We start from the raw sequence: 16367 nt of genomic DNA on the forward strand, positions 1-16367 counted from the left end.
AGCTAGTATCGCCGCATGAACAAACCGGTGGATCCACTCCGTCTCAGCGTCGTCCTGTTCGAGGGATTCGAACTGTTGGACGTCTTCGGTCCTGTCGAGCTCCTGAGCAAGTCGCCCCATTGTCGAATCATGTGGTGCGGTCCCGAGGTTGGTCCGGTCGCGAGTTCCCAGGGCGTCGGCGTCGTCTCCGAGATCGCGTACGACGACGTCGCAGGCGCCGAAACGGACGTGCTTCTGGTTCCAGGGGGCGCGGGCACGCGGCCACTGGCGCGGGATGCCGATTTCCTCGGGTGGCTGGCCGGCGTGGGCGCCGCGTGCCCGTTGGTCGGTTCGGTGTGCACCGGCTCGGCGCTGCTGGCGGCCGCGGGCCTGCTCGACGGGTACTGCGCAACGACCAACAAGAAGGCCTTCGAGTGGGCCACCAGTTGCGGACCGGATGTCGAGTGGGTCGCGAAGGCCCGATGGGTCAGGGACCGGGACCGGTGGACGTCGTCGGGAGTCGCCGCGGGGATGGACATGACGCACGCCCTGATGACGGATCTCCTGGGCGCGGAGGACGCCGACGCCGCAACCCGGGCCATCGAGTACGAACCGCATCGTGACAGTTTCTGGGACCCCTTCGCGAAGGTCTACGGGCTGGCGTAGCGGCTGGCGGGAGGCGCTGCCGGGAGCCGCGCGGAAGCTGCGGTCAGGCGGTTCGGACGGGCGGTTCGGGCTGACAGTTCGGGCGGGCGGGTCGGACGGGCCCGGTCGAGGGCCGGACCCCGGCGGAGAACCGCCCGCCCGACACCCATGACGTACCGTGAGGTGAGTGATAGGTCACTATGAGGCAATTTTGTTCGATATCGACGGGACACTCGTCGATTCCACGGCCGCCGTCGAACGCACGTGGAGGACGTGGGCTGCCGAGCACGATCTCGACGCCGCCCACATTCTGAGCATCTGCCACGGGGTTCGCTCGGAGGACGTCGTCGCCAGGTATCTGCCGGCATCGGAAATTCCGGCCGCAACCATCGAGCTGGAAGACATGGAATTACAAGATCTGGAGGGGGTGACGGCCCTCCCCTGCGCGGCTGATGTGTTGGGCCGACTCCCCGAGCCTCGTTGGGCCGCGGTGACCTCCGGATCCGGGCGTCTGATGCGCAAGCGACTCTCTGCCGCGGGCCTGCCGGTTCCCGACATCTTGATCGCCGCGGACGACGTCGTCGCGGGCAAGCCCGATCCCGAGGGTTACCGCAACGCAGCCGAGGCTCTCGGCTCACCCATCGACCGGTGCCTTGTCATCGAAGACGCCCCGGCCGGCATCGCCGCTGGTCGCGCCGCGGGTGCGACCGTGCTCGCCGTGTGCACCTCACACCAGCGGGCCGAGGTCGCCGACGCCGACGTCGTCGTCGATTCCCTGACCGACGTGTCGGTCACGGTCGGACCCGACGGCATCCAGGTTGAGGAGGCTCCGGCCGACCGGGCTCCGGCTGACCGGGCTACGGTCGAGGACGGATGAGGACACCGCCTGATAACGGCTGAGGCTCTGGGCTCTGGGCTCTGGGCTCTGGGCTCTGGGCTCTGGGCGGAGTCTGGCGCATGTGTTCAGAGGCGGTTACCCGATTCGGTGCCGCTTACCGCCGTTAGGAGGCGGTTGAACCAGCACCTAACGGGGGAAAAGGCCTGACAATCGGGTAACCGCCACCCAACGGGATACGAAAGCGCTCAATTCACGGCCAACGACGACGGGCAACCCCACCCAATCCGGCAAGCCCCACCCAACGGGATACGAAAGCGCTCAATCCGCGGCCGGCGTCGACCGGCAGCCCCCACGCCATCCGGCAAACCCCACACAAAAAGGCCGCAGACACACGCGATATCGCCAACGAACCCGCGTGAGGTGGCAATCCTGCGCGGTCCGAAGCGCGAAGTGGCAACCTTGTGCAGTCTTGCCCTCGAAATCCGCTCAACAATGCCACCTCAGCCCGGAGTAGCGCTCACAACTGCCACCTCGCGCTCCGGCCGAGCCCGCTCACGCCCGGCCGTACAGCCTCGAGCCTTCGTCGACGCCTTCGAAACGGAACGGGGACCGGGTCCGGCGCTCGGTCGTGAAGTTCTCCTGAGCCTGGACGAACGTGCCCGGGTGCAGGGCGCGGTACTCGTCGTAGCCGATGGGTTCGCGAGCGTCCAGGATGCCCTGGTGCTCCTCGGCGCGAAGGTGGTCGCGGTAGTCGGGCTGGATGACACCCACAAAGAACTCGGAGACCGCGCCGGAACCGTAGGAGAAGAACCCGACTCGCTGACCGGCAATCTCCTCGTCCGAATCCAGCAAAGCCAGGAAGCCCAGGAAGATCGAGGCCGTATAGCTGTTGCCGAGCTGTTGGTTGTATCCGAACGTCGGTGCCAGGGCGGCCGCGGCTTCGGCCTTCTCCAGGGGCGTGCCAGCCTCTTCGGTCAGCCGCACGTGTGCCTTGACAGCCATCTTGGTGAAGGGCTGGTGGTAGCAGAACCAGTCGATGTCGTCGAAGTCCACGCCGCCATGGGCGCGGTAGTCGTGCCACGCGCCGACCAGGGCGTCCAGGTAGGCGCCGACCGAGAACTTGCCGTCCACCAGCGCCGTGTTGCGGTAGTTCGGCCGCCAGAAGTCCTGGACGTCCAGCGTGTACACGCCCTGGCCCGGTTCGATCGCCAGAATGTCCGGGTCGGACTGAACCAGGAACGCGACGGCGGCTGCACCCTGCGTGGGCTCGCCGGACGTGTCCACGTCGTACCGGGCGACGTCGGCGGCGATGACCAGAACTTTCTCTTCCGGGTTCCGGGCCACGATGCCGAGCGCCATCTGGAGCGCACCGATTCCGCCGTAACAGGCCATCTTGGTCTCGATGGTGCGAACCTCGCGCGGAAGGTTCAACAGCCCGTGCACATAGACTCCGGCCGATTTGGACTGGTCGATGCCCGACTCGGTCGCGAACAGCAACGTGCGGATCCCGTCCGTGCCGTTGCGGTCGATGATGCGCTGCGCGGCCGCGGCGCCCATGGTCACGATGTCCTCGTCATCGGCGGGCAGGCTCATCTTCTCCTGGCCGATGCCGATGTAGTACTTGTTGACGTCGATCCCCTGCTTCTCGGCGAGATGCGCGAGATCGAAGGAGTAGTGACCGGTCGCGAAGGCAATGTCCTGGATGCCGCTGGCGGCAGTGGACGACGCCGCTGAGCGCGCGTCGTCGTGGCCGGCGCCTCCGGGGAAAGTCTGGGTGTTGTCAGTGCTCAACTACTGATTCCTTTCGATCTTCACGTGGGCTTCCATGAGCTCACCAGGATTGGTCTGAGCGGCCAGGAGGGAGAGTTCCCCGCACAGGACCGATGCGGCGCAGAGCACCGCGAGACGATGTGCGTTCCCGCCCGGCTCCCGGTCCTCGCGGCAACCGAGCTTCCGCAGGTTGTCCTCGACCACGCTCAGGCCCGCGCCCTTGCCGTTTCCGACTGTTCCCACAATGAGATTGGGCAGATTGCACGAGAAGTACAGATCCCCGTCTCGGACCTCGGCCGTCGTGATGCCTTGTGATCCTTCCACAATATTCGCCGCGTCCTGGCCTGTCGCAAGGTAGAACGCCAACAGCATATTTGCGTAGTGGGCGTTGGCGGCGCGGAGGCCGCCGGCAAGATTCGTGCCCACGAGGTTCTTCCGGGTGTTGAGGTCCGCAACCTGTTCGGGCGTGGTCCGGAGCAACCGGGCGACGACGTCGCGCGGGATCAGGATTTCGGTGACGACGCTCTTCCCACGGCCGAGGATGCCGTTGACCGCGGTGGGTTTCTTGTCGGAACAGAAGTTCCCGGAGATCGACCCGTACTGGAGTTCCGGATACTGCTGGAGAATCCACGGCATCAGGTTGTCGGCCGCGAGCGTGACCATGTTGTGCCCCGAGGCGTCACCGGTGGTGAAGTCGAAGCGCACGTACAGGAGGTTGCCCGCGTACTGGAAATGCAGGTCAATGAGCTTCGCGTAGCGCGACGCCCCGGAGACCACGGCCTGGAGGTCGTCGCGGCGCGCATCGAGTTCTTGGGCCACGCGGTGCGCGGTCCCGGCGTCGGGGGCTTCGAAGTAGACGGAACGGGTCATGCGGTCATCGACCAGGGTCGCCCGGATTCCGCCCTCGACCATGCGGGATATCTTGGACCCCCGTTTGACCGAGGGCCACAAGGGCGTCTCGTAGGTGGCCAGGGGGACCTCGACCTCTTCGTTTCCGATCACGTTCCCTGACACGCGGATCGGACCGATCCACTGGGTCGGGACGGGTGTCTGAAACGGTTCCTGCATTTTTCCTCCGGTCATTTGCTGGTGCCGCGCCTGGTGGCCAGGGACCCGAGGTCCGCCCCGCGCAGCCGTGCGGATTCGGCGAGGTCGCCGCTGATCAGCACGTCGGTTGCGCTCAGGTCCTGGGTCGTGGCCGCCCCGAACATCGCGTACATTTCGGTCAGTCGGTCCCGCCAGTCGGTGATCTGCTGGACGAGTCGCTCGGTACCGTCCGCCCCGGCGTCGAGGCCGGTCTCGCCCAGGACCGTGTGCAAGAACGTTCCGGCGACACCGACGGCACGCGCGCCGAGGGCAAGCCCGCGGACGACGTCGTAAGGGTTGCGCACCCCACCCGAGGCCAGCAGTGCGGGGCGCTGCGTCGTCTCCGGGAGGGTGGTCGCATCGAGCAGCGAGAACGGCGCCGATTGGCCGAAATCGGCCAGGAACGAGTAGTCCTTGCCGGCTCGTCGATCGTTCTCGACCCGAGCAAAATTGGTTCCACCGTTGCCCGCCGTGTCCGCGACGGTCACGCCCAAGGAAGCGAGCCGGGCGATGGTCTCACGGGTCATTCCGAAACCGACTTCCTTGACGATCACCGGAACCGATGTCGCCTCGACCACGGCCGCGATGTTCTCGCTCCACGCCCCGAACCCGCGTGACCCTTCGGGCATCACGGTCTCCTGGACCGAGTTGACGTGGATCTGGAGCGCATTTGCCTCGAGCGCGTCGACCACGCGGCGGACCTGGTCCGGCGTGGCATCGGCGCTGAGGTTGCCCATCACGAAACCGTGCGGATTCTTGTCCCGGAGCACGCGGAACGTCGGCAGAACGGTCTCGTCGCGCAGGTAGATACTCATCGATCCGGTCGCGATGGCGATCCCGGTTTCGGCCGCAGCTTCTGCGAGGGCCGCGTTGACGCGTCCCGTGGTCTCGGTCCCGCCGGTCATGCCGTTGATGTAGAACGGGAGGGGCCAGCGGATGCCGCCCGGCAGAGAGGTCGAAATGTCCACGTCCGCGGCATCGATTCCGGCGAGGGCATGGTGGACCAGCCGGACGTCGTCCCACGGCGTGCGGTGCGGTTCCTCGCGCTGCTGGGCCGCGGCGAAGTTCAGGTGGTCGTCCTTGCGGTTTCCGGTCATGCGGAGTCCCTCGGGTTGGTGGGGCGTGCGGTGTCGGTCAGGATCTTCTGGCCGCGCGGTGATACACGGAGCGGCAGCGGGCGAATATTGGCCGAGATCCAGGTTCTTTCGAGTTCGCGGTCGTCGCGCCCCGCCGGGCCGACCGCGATACCGCAGTCACCGCCTCCTGATCCCGAGGACTTGGCTGCCCACCCGGTCTTCAGCGCGGATTCGACGAGCTCGGTCAGCTCGGGGGTTTCGATGATGCTCGCGCGCTGCTGGGCCAATTCTCCCAGAAGAGCCCGTGCCGCGGCCACGATATCGGCCACATTATCAGTGTTTCCACTAGTCAAGGCGTGTTCCAGGCGTTCGACGAGGTCGTCGCTGCGGTCCAGGAGATCCGCCGGCAGGGCCGTGTCCTTGCGGAGACGACCCACGAGTTCTGGCGTGTCCGCAGGTTCGCCGGTCCAACCGACGCGGACCGTCAGCGGCGATTCCTCTGCGGACTCGACATCGCCCGGTTCCGCGAACCCGGCGGTCGAGGGGACTGCCCGATCGTCGCCGTCAGGGTCGAGCTCGTCCAAACGGTCGAGGCGCAGGCCCGGCCAGGGGGCATCCAGAAGCTCCGCGACGGAACGCTCGCGCGAGGCGTCGAACAGCCACTGACGGTCGGGCGAAGCATAGGAGACCCATCCCCCGAGCGCGCTCGCGGCGATGTCTCCTCCCGAGGTCGTGCGGGTGACCTGAACCGTCGCGATCATCGCCAGGCGGTAGACCTGGTCCGGAGTAAGGCCGAGATCGTAGATCGCACCGATGGCGGCGACTGCGGCGACGGTCACGGCCCCCGATGACCCGAGACCGAATTTGGTTCCGGTCGCGGCGTCGTCCAGGTGACTGCTGACGTGCAATTCGTAGTGCCGTGCGGTGATCCCCTTCTCCCGACGCAGCCCCTCGACCGCGTTGAGGGCAGCGATGAGGTAACGGTAGAAGCCCACGGTGTCCTCGTCGACGTCGACGACGTCGCCGGAATGCCGCCATGAGAGGCTCCGGTCGGTGCCCGTAGAGAATAATGTTCCGACCTCCTCGGCCGGTCGGGCCTCGACGCGGACGTACCGATCCACGGCAATCAGGATGGCTCGATGCCCGGGCTCGACGACAGCGTACTCGCCCAGAACATAGAGCTTGCCGGGTGCCTCGGTGACGATCATTCGTTCTCCACCAAGTGCGCGCCCGGTCCGGATCGGGCCGGAATGAGGTCGAGGCCGGGGAAGCGTTCGGCCAACGCACGGTGTGCCCGGTCCAGGTCGGCGTTCCGGCAGAGGACCGCGACGTTGGGACCGGCGTCGGCCGTTCCGTAGACCTCCAGTCCGTCGGCCCGCAGTCTTTCGACCGTGTCGAAGACTTCCACCGAGGTAGGGGCGAGGTAACGAACCGGAGGCCGGGATCCGTTGATCGCGGCGTGCATGCGCAGGGCGTTGGATTCGGTCAGTTCCCCGACGCGGGTGTAGTCGCCCGCCGCGAGCGCCCCACGCATGTCGATCAAATCCTGCGTGGTCCCGGTGACCCAGCCGTCGAAGTACGGCGAGGTCCGGATCGTTTCGCGCATCGCGACTCGGGAGGAGACGGCCTTCTCCGCAGAGGAGACGACCACGATGACCATGGCCAGGTCCGGGCCGGGAATGTTCTCCGCATACGACGCCGCATCGGCCGCCTCGCCCGAACCCTCGCCAGCGTGCCATTCGACGAGATCGCCGATCACGGAGCGGCACGCCGACCCCGAACCGCGCCGGGCGAGGCGGGACAGGGAGACGGTGTCCGTGGGGAGTCCGTAGGCGCGGCTCGCCGACGTGGCCAGTGCGGCGAAGCCGGAGGCACTCGAGGCCAGCCCGGCCCCAGTCGGTACGGAGTTCTCGGATTCGATGCGCGCCCGGACGCGGCTCCCGGACTGCTCGCGGACCAGGTCGAGGAAGGTGCGCACCCGGTCCAGGGGCGTTCCGGTGACCGCGGCACCATTGAGGAGGAACCGGTCTTCGTCCAGGGACGGGTCAAGGGTGAGGCTCGTTCGGGTCGGAAAGACGTCGAGCGTCAGGGACAGGCTGCCGGTCCACGGGAGGACCAACTGCTCGTCCCTCTTCCCCCAGTACTTGATGAGGGCCAGGTTGGGGTGGGCCACGGCCGTGGCGCGCTCTGCGGTCACTGCTCGAGCTCCTCGGGGTTCAGAATCCAGGTTTGGAGCGCCCCAGCCCGCAACAGGTGCGAGGCGAGGTCCTGCCCGTGCTGGAAATCGCTCGCCAGGGCGATCACGCAACCGCCGCGACCCCCACCCGTCAGTTTGGCGCCGAGCGCACCGGCTTCACGCGCCGAGCGTACGAGCTGGTCGAGGTGCGGACTGGAGACCGACAGTTCGTGCAGGGCTTCGTGGACTTCGTACATGCGGCGGCCGAGGGCCACGCGTTCGTCGTTCTTGAGGTTCTCCCGTGCGGCAATGGTGTGGTCGCGGATGGTTTCGAAGTAACGGGCGACGTCGTCCGGGTTGGTCCGGCGCATTTCAGTCACGGCGCCGACCGCGGAGTGGGTATCGCCTGGCTGCCCCGAGTCGGCGACGACGATGGGCGCACCCAGGTTGACCTCGATGCCTTCGGCGGATCCGTTCTGGAACCAGATCGGCGACCGGCTCAGCACGGTGTAGGCGTCCAGGCCGGACGGGTTGCCGTGGGCGACCCTCTCACCCGTCTGGACAAGTTCGTGACGGACGGTTTTGGGCAGGTCGTCGCCCGTGAGATCGAGAATCGCATTGACGATGCTGGCCGCCCCCGCCGCACTCGAGCCGAGACCCCGCTCGAGGGGAAAGTCCCCGATACAGGTGATGTGGAGCCCGCGTTCCGGGCGTCCGATACGTCGGAGTGTCGCGGTGATGGTCGCTCCCAAGGGCGCGAGCATGGGGGGCGCGCCGGACAAGGGGCCGTCGTAGATGTCGACCGTGAGCCACACCGGGCCGGGGGACGGTGTCGCGGTGGCCGTGAGCCCGACCTGGGGCAGAGGAAATGCGATCGCGGGATGCCCGTGGACCACCGAGTGCTCCCCGAAAAGAATCACCTTGCCCCAAGCAACGGACTGGCCGACCGCGGAGGCCTGCAGGGGGTCGGCCTCTTTCAACTTGTGCAAAACTCTGAACTCCGATGGGCAGGGGAAGGTACTTTCCTGAACGGATCAAGCATATTCCGTATCGCCCGAGTGTCACGCACTGGGCCGGGACGGCTTCATTCATGATCCAGGGCATCGGCCGCCGTCGGAGGCGGGGAACGAGTCATCACCGTCAGCGGGGTCAGCCGTCGGAGCGCCGAGATCTCAGGGAACCCCAGGGCGCACCGATGTGCCCAGGATATCGGACCACGGATTTGAGGTCGCTCGACAGGCATGGAGCCCTGTGCCCATCACCATGGCACAAAGTGGCGCACCTCATTCGATGGGCGTCATACCGGCAGCTTCACCACCTGCCGAGGCTCGGATCGAAGGCCGGCTCGAACCGTCGCATGTACCCGGTGTCGTCCCGTTCGTGCATCCCCGAGGCCAAGTATTGTTCGTGCATTCGCTGGAGCTTGTCGCGGTCGAGGGAGATTCCGAGTCCGGGCGACGTCGGGACCGTGACGGCGCCCCCGTCGAAGGAGAACGGCGAACCGGCCACGACGTCGTCCTCGGCGCCCTTCCAGGGCCAGTGCGTGTCGCACGCGTAGTCGATGTTCGGGGTCGCGCCCGCGACGTGAAGCATCGCGGCCATGCTGATCCCCAGGTGCGAATTCGAGTGCATGGACAGTCCCATGCCGAAGGTCTGGGCCACTCCTGCGAGGAGCTTGGTCTGCCCGAGTCCACCCCAGAAGTGGGGGTCGGACAGGACCACGTCCACCGACCCGCGTCGCACGGATTCGGGGAGTTGGTCGAAGGCCACGACCGCCATGTTCGTTGCCAGAGGCATCGGAACCCGCCGTTTCACATCCGCCATGCCCTCCAGCCCCGGCGAAGGGTCCTCGAGGTATTCGAGCTTGCCCTCGAGCCGTTGGCCGACACGGACGGCCGTCTCGACCGACCACACGGCGTTGGGGTCGAGCCGGATCGGCGTCCCGGGGAACCGGTCCGCGAGCGCTTCCACGGTTTCCGCTTCCGCCTCGGGGGAAAGAACGCCTCCCTTGAGTTTGAGCGCGGTGAACCCGTATTCCTCGATCATGGTCTCGGCCTGGACCAGGATCCCGGCCGCGTCCAGCGCCTCGCCCCATCGGTCGGGTTCCGCACCGGGATGCCCCGCCCACTTGTAGAAAAGGTATCCGGTGAACGAGACCTCGTCCCGGACCAGGCCTCCGAGGAGAGTGCTGACGGGGACGCCGTACTGTTGGCCCTGGATATCGAGCGCCGCGACCTCGAACGGGGAGAACACGCGGTCCAGGGTCGAGGACGCCGTGACCATCCCGGCCATTCCGTCTCCGCCTGTTGTTTCGTCGGCGGTGAGAGCTTGTGCCACGGCCTGGCGCAGGGCGTACAGGTTCTGCACGTCGAGCCCGCGCAGAGCCTGCGCGGCAAGCTTCAGCCGGGACACGTGGATTGAGGATCCATAGGATTCCCCCAGCCCGACGACGCCGCCGGACGTTTCGACCTCGACGACGGAACGCAGTGCATAGGGCTCGTGCACGCCGACCGAGTTCAGCAGGGGTGGGTCGGCGAAGGCGACCGGCGTGATCCGGATGTCCGCGATAGTGGTGGTGTCCGTCATGGTGTGCCTTTCTGATCGGGTACTGCGTGGAGGGCTGCGTCGGACGAGGCTGTGTGTGGGGCCGTGCGTGAGAGGCTTCGCCACCCATCGGCGTCGAACGGGGCGTGTCACGAAAGGACCAATAGCCGCCGAACTCTGGTACTCAGACGTGCCCGAATGACAGGGTGAGAACCCCAGAGAAGCCGCATGTGCCCCGGCGTCCGCACCCAGCGGGCCTCATGCGCCGGACCGGCCCCACCACCGCAAAGATCGTGAGGACCAGCCCTGAAGAACTCGACCAGCCCCATGGCAGCCCGCCTGACGAGAGCGTCGCGATATCCCCACGTGGTCTCCGGCCCGCACCGTCACCCGAAATCCGACCGCCACCTGGCCTACTTGCTTGTCCTTCAGGCAGGGGCGCTGAACGCCGTCGGCTTCACGGCCCTCGGGATCTACACCTCCCATATGAGCGGCATGGTGGCCGACCTTGCCCAGCACACGATGCTCGCCGAGCTCGGCTCATTGCTCACGGGAGTGCTGGCGGTAGGGGCCTTCATCGCCGGAACCATGGCGAGCACGATTCTCTTTACTTGGGCGAAAAGACGAAGATTGGCGAGCAGGTATGCGAACGTCCTCGCCGCCGAGGGCCTTCTGGTCCTCGCCGTGGGTTTTCTCGCGGGCGACCTGGACCATGTACGTGCTGATCTCATCCTCGTTCCGGCCCTCTGTTTTGCGATGGGGCTCCAGAATGCGCTCATCACGAAGATCCGGGACTTCCCCGTGCGCACGACCCATGTGACCGGGATGATCACCGACTTGGGCGTCGAGATCGGCAAGTGGATCTACGGCGGAATCCCGCGAAGCGCCTCATCGGTTCGGATGGATCCGCACAAGGCCAAGGTCCTGGCCCTTCTGATCCTGTTGTTCATGGTCGGTGGCTCCCTGGGGATCGTCGGGTTTTGGCTGTTCGACTTCCGCGCACTCATGGTCGGCTCCCTCCTGATCCTTCTTCTGTCCGCCCCTACGAGCATCCGCGATCTCGCACGCGCCGGCCTCCATCCACGCCGCAGACCCGGCGGTACGGCCGCATAAGGCCCCGCACGGGCCCGACGCACCTGGTCGACCCGGGACCCACGGGCGCAGCAACGTGCCGCCTCAAATGATCAGGTTCATGACGAGCACCCCTCCCAGCCCGAGAACCGAGAGGACCGTGGTGTAGGTGGTGCGCGCCTTGAGGGTCTGGACGACCGACAGGTTGAAGTACTCCTTGAACATCCAGAACCCGGGGTCGTTGACGTGGCTGACGGCGATCGAACCGCACGTGGTCGCCAGGACCATGAGCTCCGGAGAGACACCGCTCGAACCAACGAGTGGGGCCGCGATGCCGGCCGCCGTCGTCACCGCGACGGACGCCGATCCCAGGGCGATGCGAAGGATTACGGCGGTCAGCCAGACCAGGATGATGGGGTGGATCGGCCACCCGGAGGTCATGTCCGCGATGTACTGGGCGATGCCGGTCGAGACCAGGACCTCCTTGAAGCCGCCGCCGGCGGCGATGACCATGATGATCATGGCCATGGCTCGGGCCGAGTCGGCCATCGAGACGGCGAGTTCCGTGAGTGGTCGGCCACTGAGGGGACCGAAGATGATGATCGCGACGATCAGGGACAGCAGCAGCGCGATCGTCGGGGAACCGATGAAGGACACCGCGTGCATCAGCGGCGTCCCCTCGGTCCCGACCATGATGTAGATTTCCGCTCCGGCGATCAGCACCACGGGAAGCAGGGCGACGACGACGGAGCGGAGCATGCTCGGCATCTCATCCTCCGTGAAGGACTTCTCGGACACGAGCCCACGGGGGATCTCCGGGTCGATTTTCTTGACGAAGGACAGCCGCGGCCAAACCATCGCGATGATGGCACCGGCGGGGACGGCGATGAAGAGTCCGTAGAGCAAGGCGAGACCAGGTGAAGCCTGGTAGATGCTCGCTGCCGCCGTCGGGCCCGGGTGCGGGGGCAGGAAGGAATGCATCGTGGACAGGGCGATCGACATCGGCAGACCGACCCAGAGCAAGTTCGTGCGCGTCGCCCGGACCAGGGTGAAAACGATCGGAACCACGATCACGAAGGCCGCCTCGTAGAACATCGTCACGCCGATGAGCATGGCCGTGGCGATCATCGCCCACTGGACACGTTTCTCGCCGAGTGCCCCGACCACCTTGAGGGCGATCCGTTGTGCGGCCCCGGCGTCGCCAAGAATGCGGCCGATCATCGCACCGATGCCGATCACAGCAAGGGTTTCTTCGAGCTGACCGCCCATTCCGCTGCCGATGATGTCCGGGATGTCGGAGACATCGGCGGGTTTGTCGTCCACCGTCAGAACACCCGACAGGGCACCCCACCCGGCCACGAGCACCGAGACGATCAGCAGCGCAACGAAACCGTTGAGCTTGTACTTGGTCATCAGAATCAGCAGCAATGCCACTGCGATGGCCACGATGAGTAAAGGCATCGAATTCTCCTTCGAACCCCTGCCGTCCGGGCGATGCCTCGGTGCAGGTCGGATGCGTCAGGTCGTGTTCTGGTTCACAGTGTGATTGAGCTTATGATTCATGTTTCAATATTGTCTAAGACTAGATTTGCATGAAGTAATACTTGAATCGCATCAAACATTCTGGAGGAGCACATGTTCACCCTCGACCAGCTCCGGTGCTTCGTCGCCGTTGCGGAAAACCTGCACTTCGGGCGGGCCGCCGAGGAACTCTCGATGACACAGCCTCCGCTGAGCCGCCAGATCCAGAAGCTGGAGAAAAGCCTGGGAACGGAGCTGGTTCGACGCACCCACAGGAAGGTCGAGCTCACGGCCGCCGGCACCACATTCCTCGACCAGGCACGCCTGGTCCTCTCGCATGCGACCAGGGCCGGAGAATCTGCGGTCCAGGCATCCCGCGGCCTCCGTGGGCGACTCAGCCTGGGATACACCGCGGCGGCCGGACTCACGCTCCTGGGGCCGATCCTCACCCTGGCGAAGGAACGCATGCCCGATGTCACGGTCGAGCTGCACCAAATGGTGACATCGCGACAGCTCGAGGCGCTCGAGGACGGACGCATCAACGCGGGTCTGGGTCGTCTCTCGAGCGCTTCGGAGGACTTCAGGGTCGACCTGATCCACACCGAGGGTCTTGTTCTGGCCGCCCCGACGGGCCACGAGTTGCTGTGCGGGCGCCATTTGCACCGCGAGGATGTTGCCGGCCATCCGTTGATCATGCACTCGGCGGACGGGGCGCGATACTTCTACGACCTCGTCGTCCGGAATTTCTCGATCGACCACTCGGACGTCTCCCACTCCCTGAGCCAGATCACCACGATGATCAGCCTGGTGGCCGCCGGGCACGGCATCGCCTTGGTCCCGGAGTCCGCGACCAAGTTGAACTTCCCCGGCGTGGGCTACCGTCAGTTCGACGACCTGCGCCGGGACATTGTCGAACTGCAGCTCATCACCTCGGCGGACAACGCGACCCCCACAGCATCGCGGCTGAGGGAGCTTCTGGACGCCACCCCCAAAGGGAAGGGCCCGTTGACCTCTGAGTAGTGATGCTTATGATGCATCACTGAATGCGGAATTGCACTTGGACGAGCATGAGACGCAGTTCATAGACTCCGAGAAGTTCCACTTCCAGACGCGCGAATCATTCGAGGAGTTCCCATGGCGCAGTTCTCACCCCACGAGTTGGCGGACCGTCTCAAGGATGGCCTGCTTTCCTTTCCAGCGACCGCGTTCGACCCCCAGGGCGAACTCGCCGAGACCGCATACCGAGATCACATCGAGTGGCAGTCGGGTTTCGACGTCGCCGGGCTCTTCGCTGCGGGCGGCACGGGTGAGGGTTTCAGCCTCACGCCCGAAGAGAACGCGCGGGTCACCGAGTGGGCCGTCGGCTCGACTCGTCCGGAGGTCCCGGTTCTCGGGTCGGCTTCCGGCTCCACGAGGCAGGCCATCCGGTGCGCCCAGGCCGCCGAGCAGGCCGGGGCCGAGGGCATCCTTCTCCTCCCGCCCTACCTGACCGAATGCGATCAGGACGGGCTGCTCGAGCACGCCTCCGCCGTGTGCTCCGCGGTGGACATCGGCGTCATCGTCTATAACCGGGCCAACGCGATCTACTCGGCCGAAACCATTGCGCGACTGGCCGAGAAGCACCCCAACCTCGTCGGGTTCAAGGATGCCCGGGGCGACATCGAGCACCTGGCGCGTGTGACCGCGATGAACGGGGACCGTCTCTTCTACCTCGGCGGACTGCCGACGGCGGAGACGTACGCGCTCCCGCTGCTCCAGATGGGAGTCAGCACCTATTCTTCCGCGATGTTCAATTTTGCCCCGGAATTCGCGCTGGAGTTCTACGCCGACGTCCGAAACCTCGACCACGCCGCCGTCCAAGAGAAACTTCGCAGATTCGTCTTGCCCTATCTCGACATCCGGGACCGCGGCAAGGGCTACGGCGTCTCGATCATCAAGGCCGGCCTGCGCATCGTCGGACACGACTGCGGATCGGTCCGGCCCCCACTGCACGACCTGCGCGAGCAGGACTACCACGATCTCGAACAGCTTGTCCGCGCCGCGAACGTCGCGGACGTTCCCACCACTCAGAAAGGGGAAACACGATGACCACCACTCTCAACGGACAGTCCTTGATCAATGGTGAATGGATCGCCGGGACCGAGGGAGACGTCAGAGCCGTGGACCCGAGCACGGAGGAGGACCTCGATCCCGTGTTCACCCTCATCGGCCCGGACCAGCTCGACGACGCCACCCGGGCCGCCGAGCAGGCGTTCCCTGAATACAGCGCGACCGAGCCCGGAGCGCGAGCACGGTTCCTCGATCGCATCGCGGACAACCTCGACGCGTGCAGGCAGGACGTGGTCGATCGTGCCCGCCGGGAGACCGGCCTGACCGAGGCCCGCCTGAACGGGGAGCTGACGCGAACCGCAAACCAGTTGCGACTCTTCGCCGGCGTGGTCCGCTCGGGCGCGTTCCACCGGGTCCGGATCGACCCCGCGCAGCCTGATCGGGCACCGGCACCGCGGGCAGACATCCGCCAGCGCATGGTTCCGTTGGGTCCCGTGGCCGTTTTCGGGGCCAGCAATTTCCCGCTGGCCTTCTCGACAGCAGGTGGTGACACGGCCTCCGCCCTCGCCGCGGGCTGCCCCGTGGTGTTCAAGGCCCACAACGCCCACCCGGGTACCGCGGAACTGGTTGCCCAAGCGATCCACGAGGCCGTGACGCAGGAGGGCTTGCCCGGCGGAACCTTCTCGCTCGTCTACGGACCCGGGGCGAAAATCGGCCAGAGGCTCGTCGCGGACCCCAGGATCACCGCCGTGGGCTTCACGGGCTCCCGGTCGGGCGGGCTGGCCATCGCGCGCACCGCCTTCGAGCGCCCCTCCCCCATCCCCGTCTACGCCGAGATGAGCTCGATCAACCCCGTGATCGTGCTCCCCGGGGCCCTCGGCTCCGCGGCGTCCCTTGCCGAAGCCTTCGTGGGCTCGGTGACGGGCTCATCGGGCCAGCTGTGCACCCAGCCCGGACTCGTCTTCGTGCCCGAGGGCCCCGGAGGAGACGACTTCGTCAACCGCGCCGTCGAGCACATCGACGCCTCGAGCGGACAGACGATGCTGACACCTTCGATCGCGACCTCCTGGGCGTCGGGCGTGGAGAACTTGTCCGGGCAGGACGGCGTCGATGTCATCGCCCGCGGCGGGGACGGAGAAGGGGCCAATGCCCCCGGGCCCGTGCTGTTCCGGACCGACGCGGAGACCTTCCTCGCGAACGGCGAGCTGCAGAAGGAGATCTTCGGCGCCGCGTCCGTGATCGTTCGCTATGCCGAACCGTCACGCCTCGAGGAACTGATCACGGCACTCGAGGGCCAGTTGACTGTCACGGTCCAGGCTGCGCCCTCGGACCGGGACGACGTCGCGACCCTGCTCCCGCGTCTCGAACGGCTGGCCGGCCGCGTCCTCTACGGTGGCTGGCCGACCGGCGTCGAGGTCGGACACGCGATGGTCCACGGAGGACCGTTCCCGGCCACGAGCGATGCGCGCACGACGTCCGTCGGCACGTTGGCGATCGAAAGATTCCTGCGGCCCGTGGCGTATCAGGACTTCCCCGAAGACCTTCTCCCAGCACCGGCCTCGGATGCGAATCCGTGGTCGGTCGGCCAGTCGGTCGACGGCAAGTAGGACCG

General features: G+C 66.3%; 14 protein-coding genes. 6 read left to right on the forward strand and 8 right to left on the reverse strand.

Annotated features, from left to right (window positions below; genetic code table 11):
• Positions 1-15 precede the first annotated feature (15 nt).
• Together AB0Y14_RS07030 and AB0Y14_RS07035 are read left to right on the forward strand one after the other, a co-directional pair.
• Entirely contained in the window at positions 16-645 is a 630-nt protein-coding gene (locus AB0Y14_RS07030; RefSeq protein WP_436588466.1) for a DJ-1/PfpI family protein, read from the forward strand.
• 190 nt (positions 646-835) lie between these two features.
• Positions 836-1501: an HAD-IA family hydrolase gene (locus AB0Y14_RS07035; protein WP_436588467.1), complete on the forward strand. Its 666-nt coding sequence runs from the start codon at positions 836-838 to the stop codon at positions 1499-1501.
• A 513-nt stretch (positions 1502-2014) separates the two neighbouring features.
• Here AB0Y14_RS07035 and AB0Y14_RS07040 read toward each other — a convergent pair.
• From AB0Y14_RS07040 to AB0Y14_RS07070, 7 genes are all read right to left on the reverse strand, one after another.
• Complete coding sequence (locus AB0Y14_RS07040; protein WP_436588468.1) at positions 2015-3253, reverse strand: hydroxymethylglutaryl-CoA synthase; 1239 nt, start codon at positions 3251-3253, stop codon at positions 2015-2017.
• Positions 3254-4300 carry a hydroxymethylglutaryl-CoA reductase gene (locus tag AB0Y14_RS07045; protein WP_436588469.1) on the reverse strand — a complete coding sequence of 349 codons (1047 nt, stop codon included), beginning with the start codon at positions 4298-4300 and terminating at the stop codon, positions 3254-3256.
• 11 nt (positions 4301-4311) lie between these two features.
• Entirely contained in the window at positions 4312-5415 is a 1104-nt protein-coding gene (gene fni, locus AB0Y14_RS07050) for a type 2 isopentenyl-diphosphate Delta-isomerase (protein ID WP_436588470.1), read from the reverse strand.
• Positions 5412-6602 (reverse strand): phosphomevalonate kinase, encoded by a 1191-nt coding sequence (locus tag AB0Y14_RS07055; protein ID WP_436588471.1) that lies wholly within the window; start codon positions 6600-6602, stop codon positions 5412-5414. The genes fni and AB0Y14_RS07055 overlap by 4 nt, the downstream gene beginning before the upstream one ends.
• Positions 6599-7591 (reverse strand): diphosphomevalonate decarboxylase, encoded by a 993-nt coding sequence (mvaD, locus tag AB0Y14_RS07060; protein ID WP_436588472.1) that lies wholly within the window; start codon positions 7589-7591, stop codon positions 6599-6601. Before mvaD ends, AB0Y14_RS07055 begins: the two co-directional genes overlap by 4 nt.
• Positions 7588-8559, reverse strand: a complete 972-nt coding sequence (gene mvk / locus AB0Y14_RS07065; RefSeq protein ID WP_436588473.1) for a mevalonate kinase — start codon at positions 8557-8559, stop codon at positions 7588-7590. Before mvk ends, mvaD begins: the two co-directional genes overlap by 4 nt.
• 322 nt (positions 8560-8881) lie before the next feature.
• Positions 8882-10156: a glucarate dehydratase family protein gene (locus AB0Y14_RS07070; protein ID WP_436588474.1), complete on the reverse strand. Its 1275-nt coding sequence runs from the start codon at positions 10154-10156 to the stop codon at positions 8882-8884.
• Between the two features lie 285 nt (positions 10157-10441).
• Here AB0Y14_RS07070 and AB0Y14_RS07075 point away from each other — a divergent pair, with 285 nt between their 5' ends.
• Entirely contained in the window at positions 10442-11227 is a 786-nt protein-coding gene (locus AB0Y14_RS07075) for a YoaK family protein (protein ID WP_436588475.1), read from the forward strand.
• A gap of 63 nt (positions 11228-11290) precedes the next feature.
• On the opposite strand, the gene AB0Y14_RS07080 is transcribed toward AB0Y14_RS07075, so the two are convergent.
• Entirely contained in the window at positions 11291-12646 is a 1356-nt protein-coding gene (locus AB0Y14_RS07080) for a gluconate:H+ symporter (RefSeq protein WP_436588476.1), read from the reverse strand.
• Between the two features lie 174 nt (positions 12647-12820).
• Here AB0Y14_RS07080 and AB0Y14_RS07085 point away from each other — a divergent pair, with 174 nt between their 5' ends.
• From AB0Y14_RS07085 to AB0Y14_RS07095, 3 genes are all read left to right on the forward strand, one after another.
• Positions 12821-13726, forward strand: coding sequence for a LysR family transcriptional regulator (locus AB0Y14_RS07085; RefSeq protein WP_436588477.1), 906 nt, complete (start codon positions 12821-12823; stop codon positions 13724-13726).
• A 114-nt stretch (positions 13727-13840) separates the two neighbouring features.
• Positions 13841-14794 carry a 5-dehydro-4-deoxyglucarate dehydratase gene (gene kdgD, locus AB0Y14_RS07090; RefSeq protein ID WP_436588478.1) on the forward strand — a complete coding sequence of 318 codons (954 nt, stop codon included), beginning with the start codon at positions 13841-13843 and terminating at the stop codon, positions 14792-14794.
• Complete coding sequence (locus tag AB0Y14_RS07095) at positions 14791-16362, forward strand: aldehyde dehydrogenase (NADP(+)) (RefSeq protein WP_436588479.1); 1572 nt, start codon at positions 14791-14793, stop codon at positions 16360-16362. The genes kdgD and AB0Y14_RS07095 overlap by 4 nt, the downstream gene beginning before the upstream one ends.
• Positions 16363-16367: the final 5 nt, after the last annotated feature.

The sequence above is a fragment of the Rothia sp. HC945 genome (assembly GCF_051370785.1).
GTDB lineage: Bacteria > Actinomycetota > Actinomycetes > Actinomycetales > Micrococcaceae > Rothia.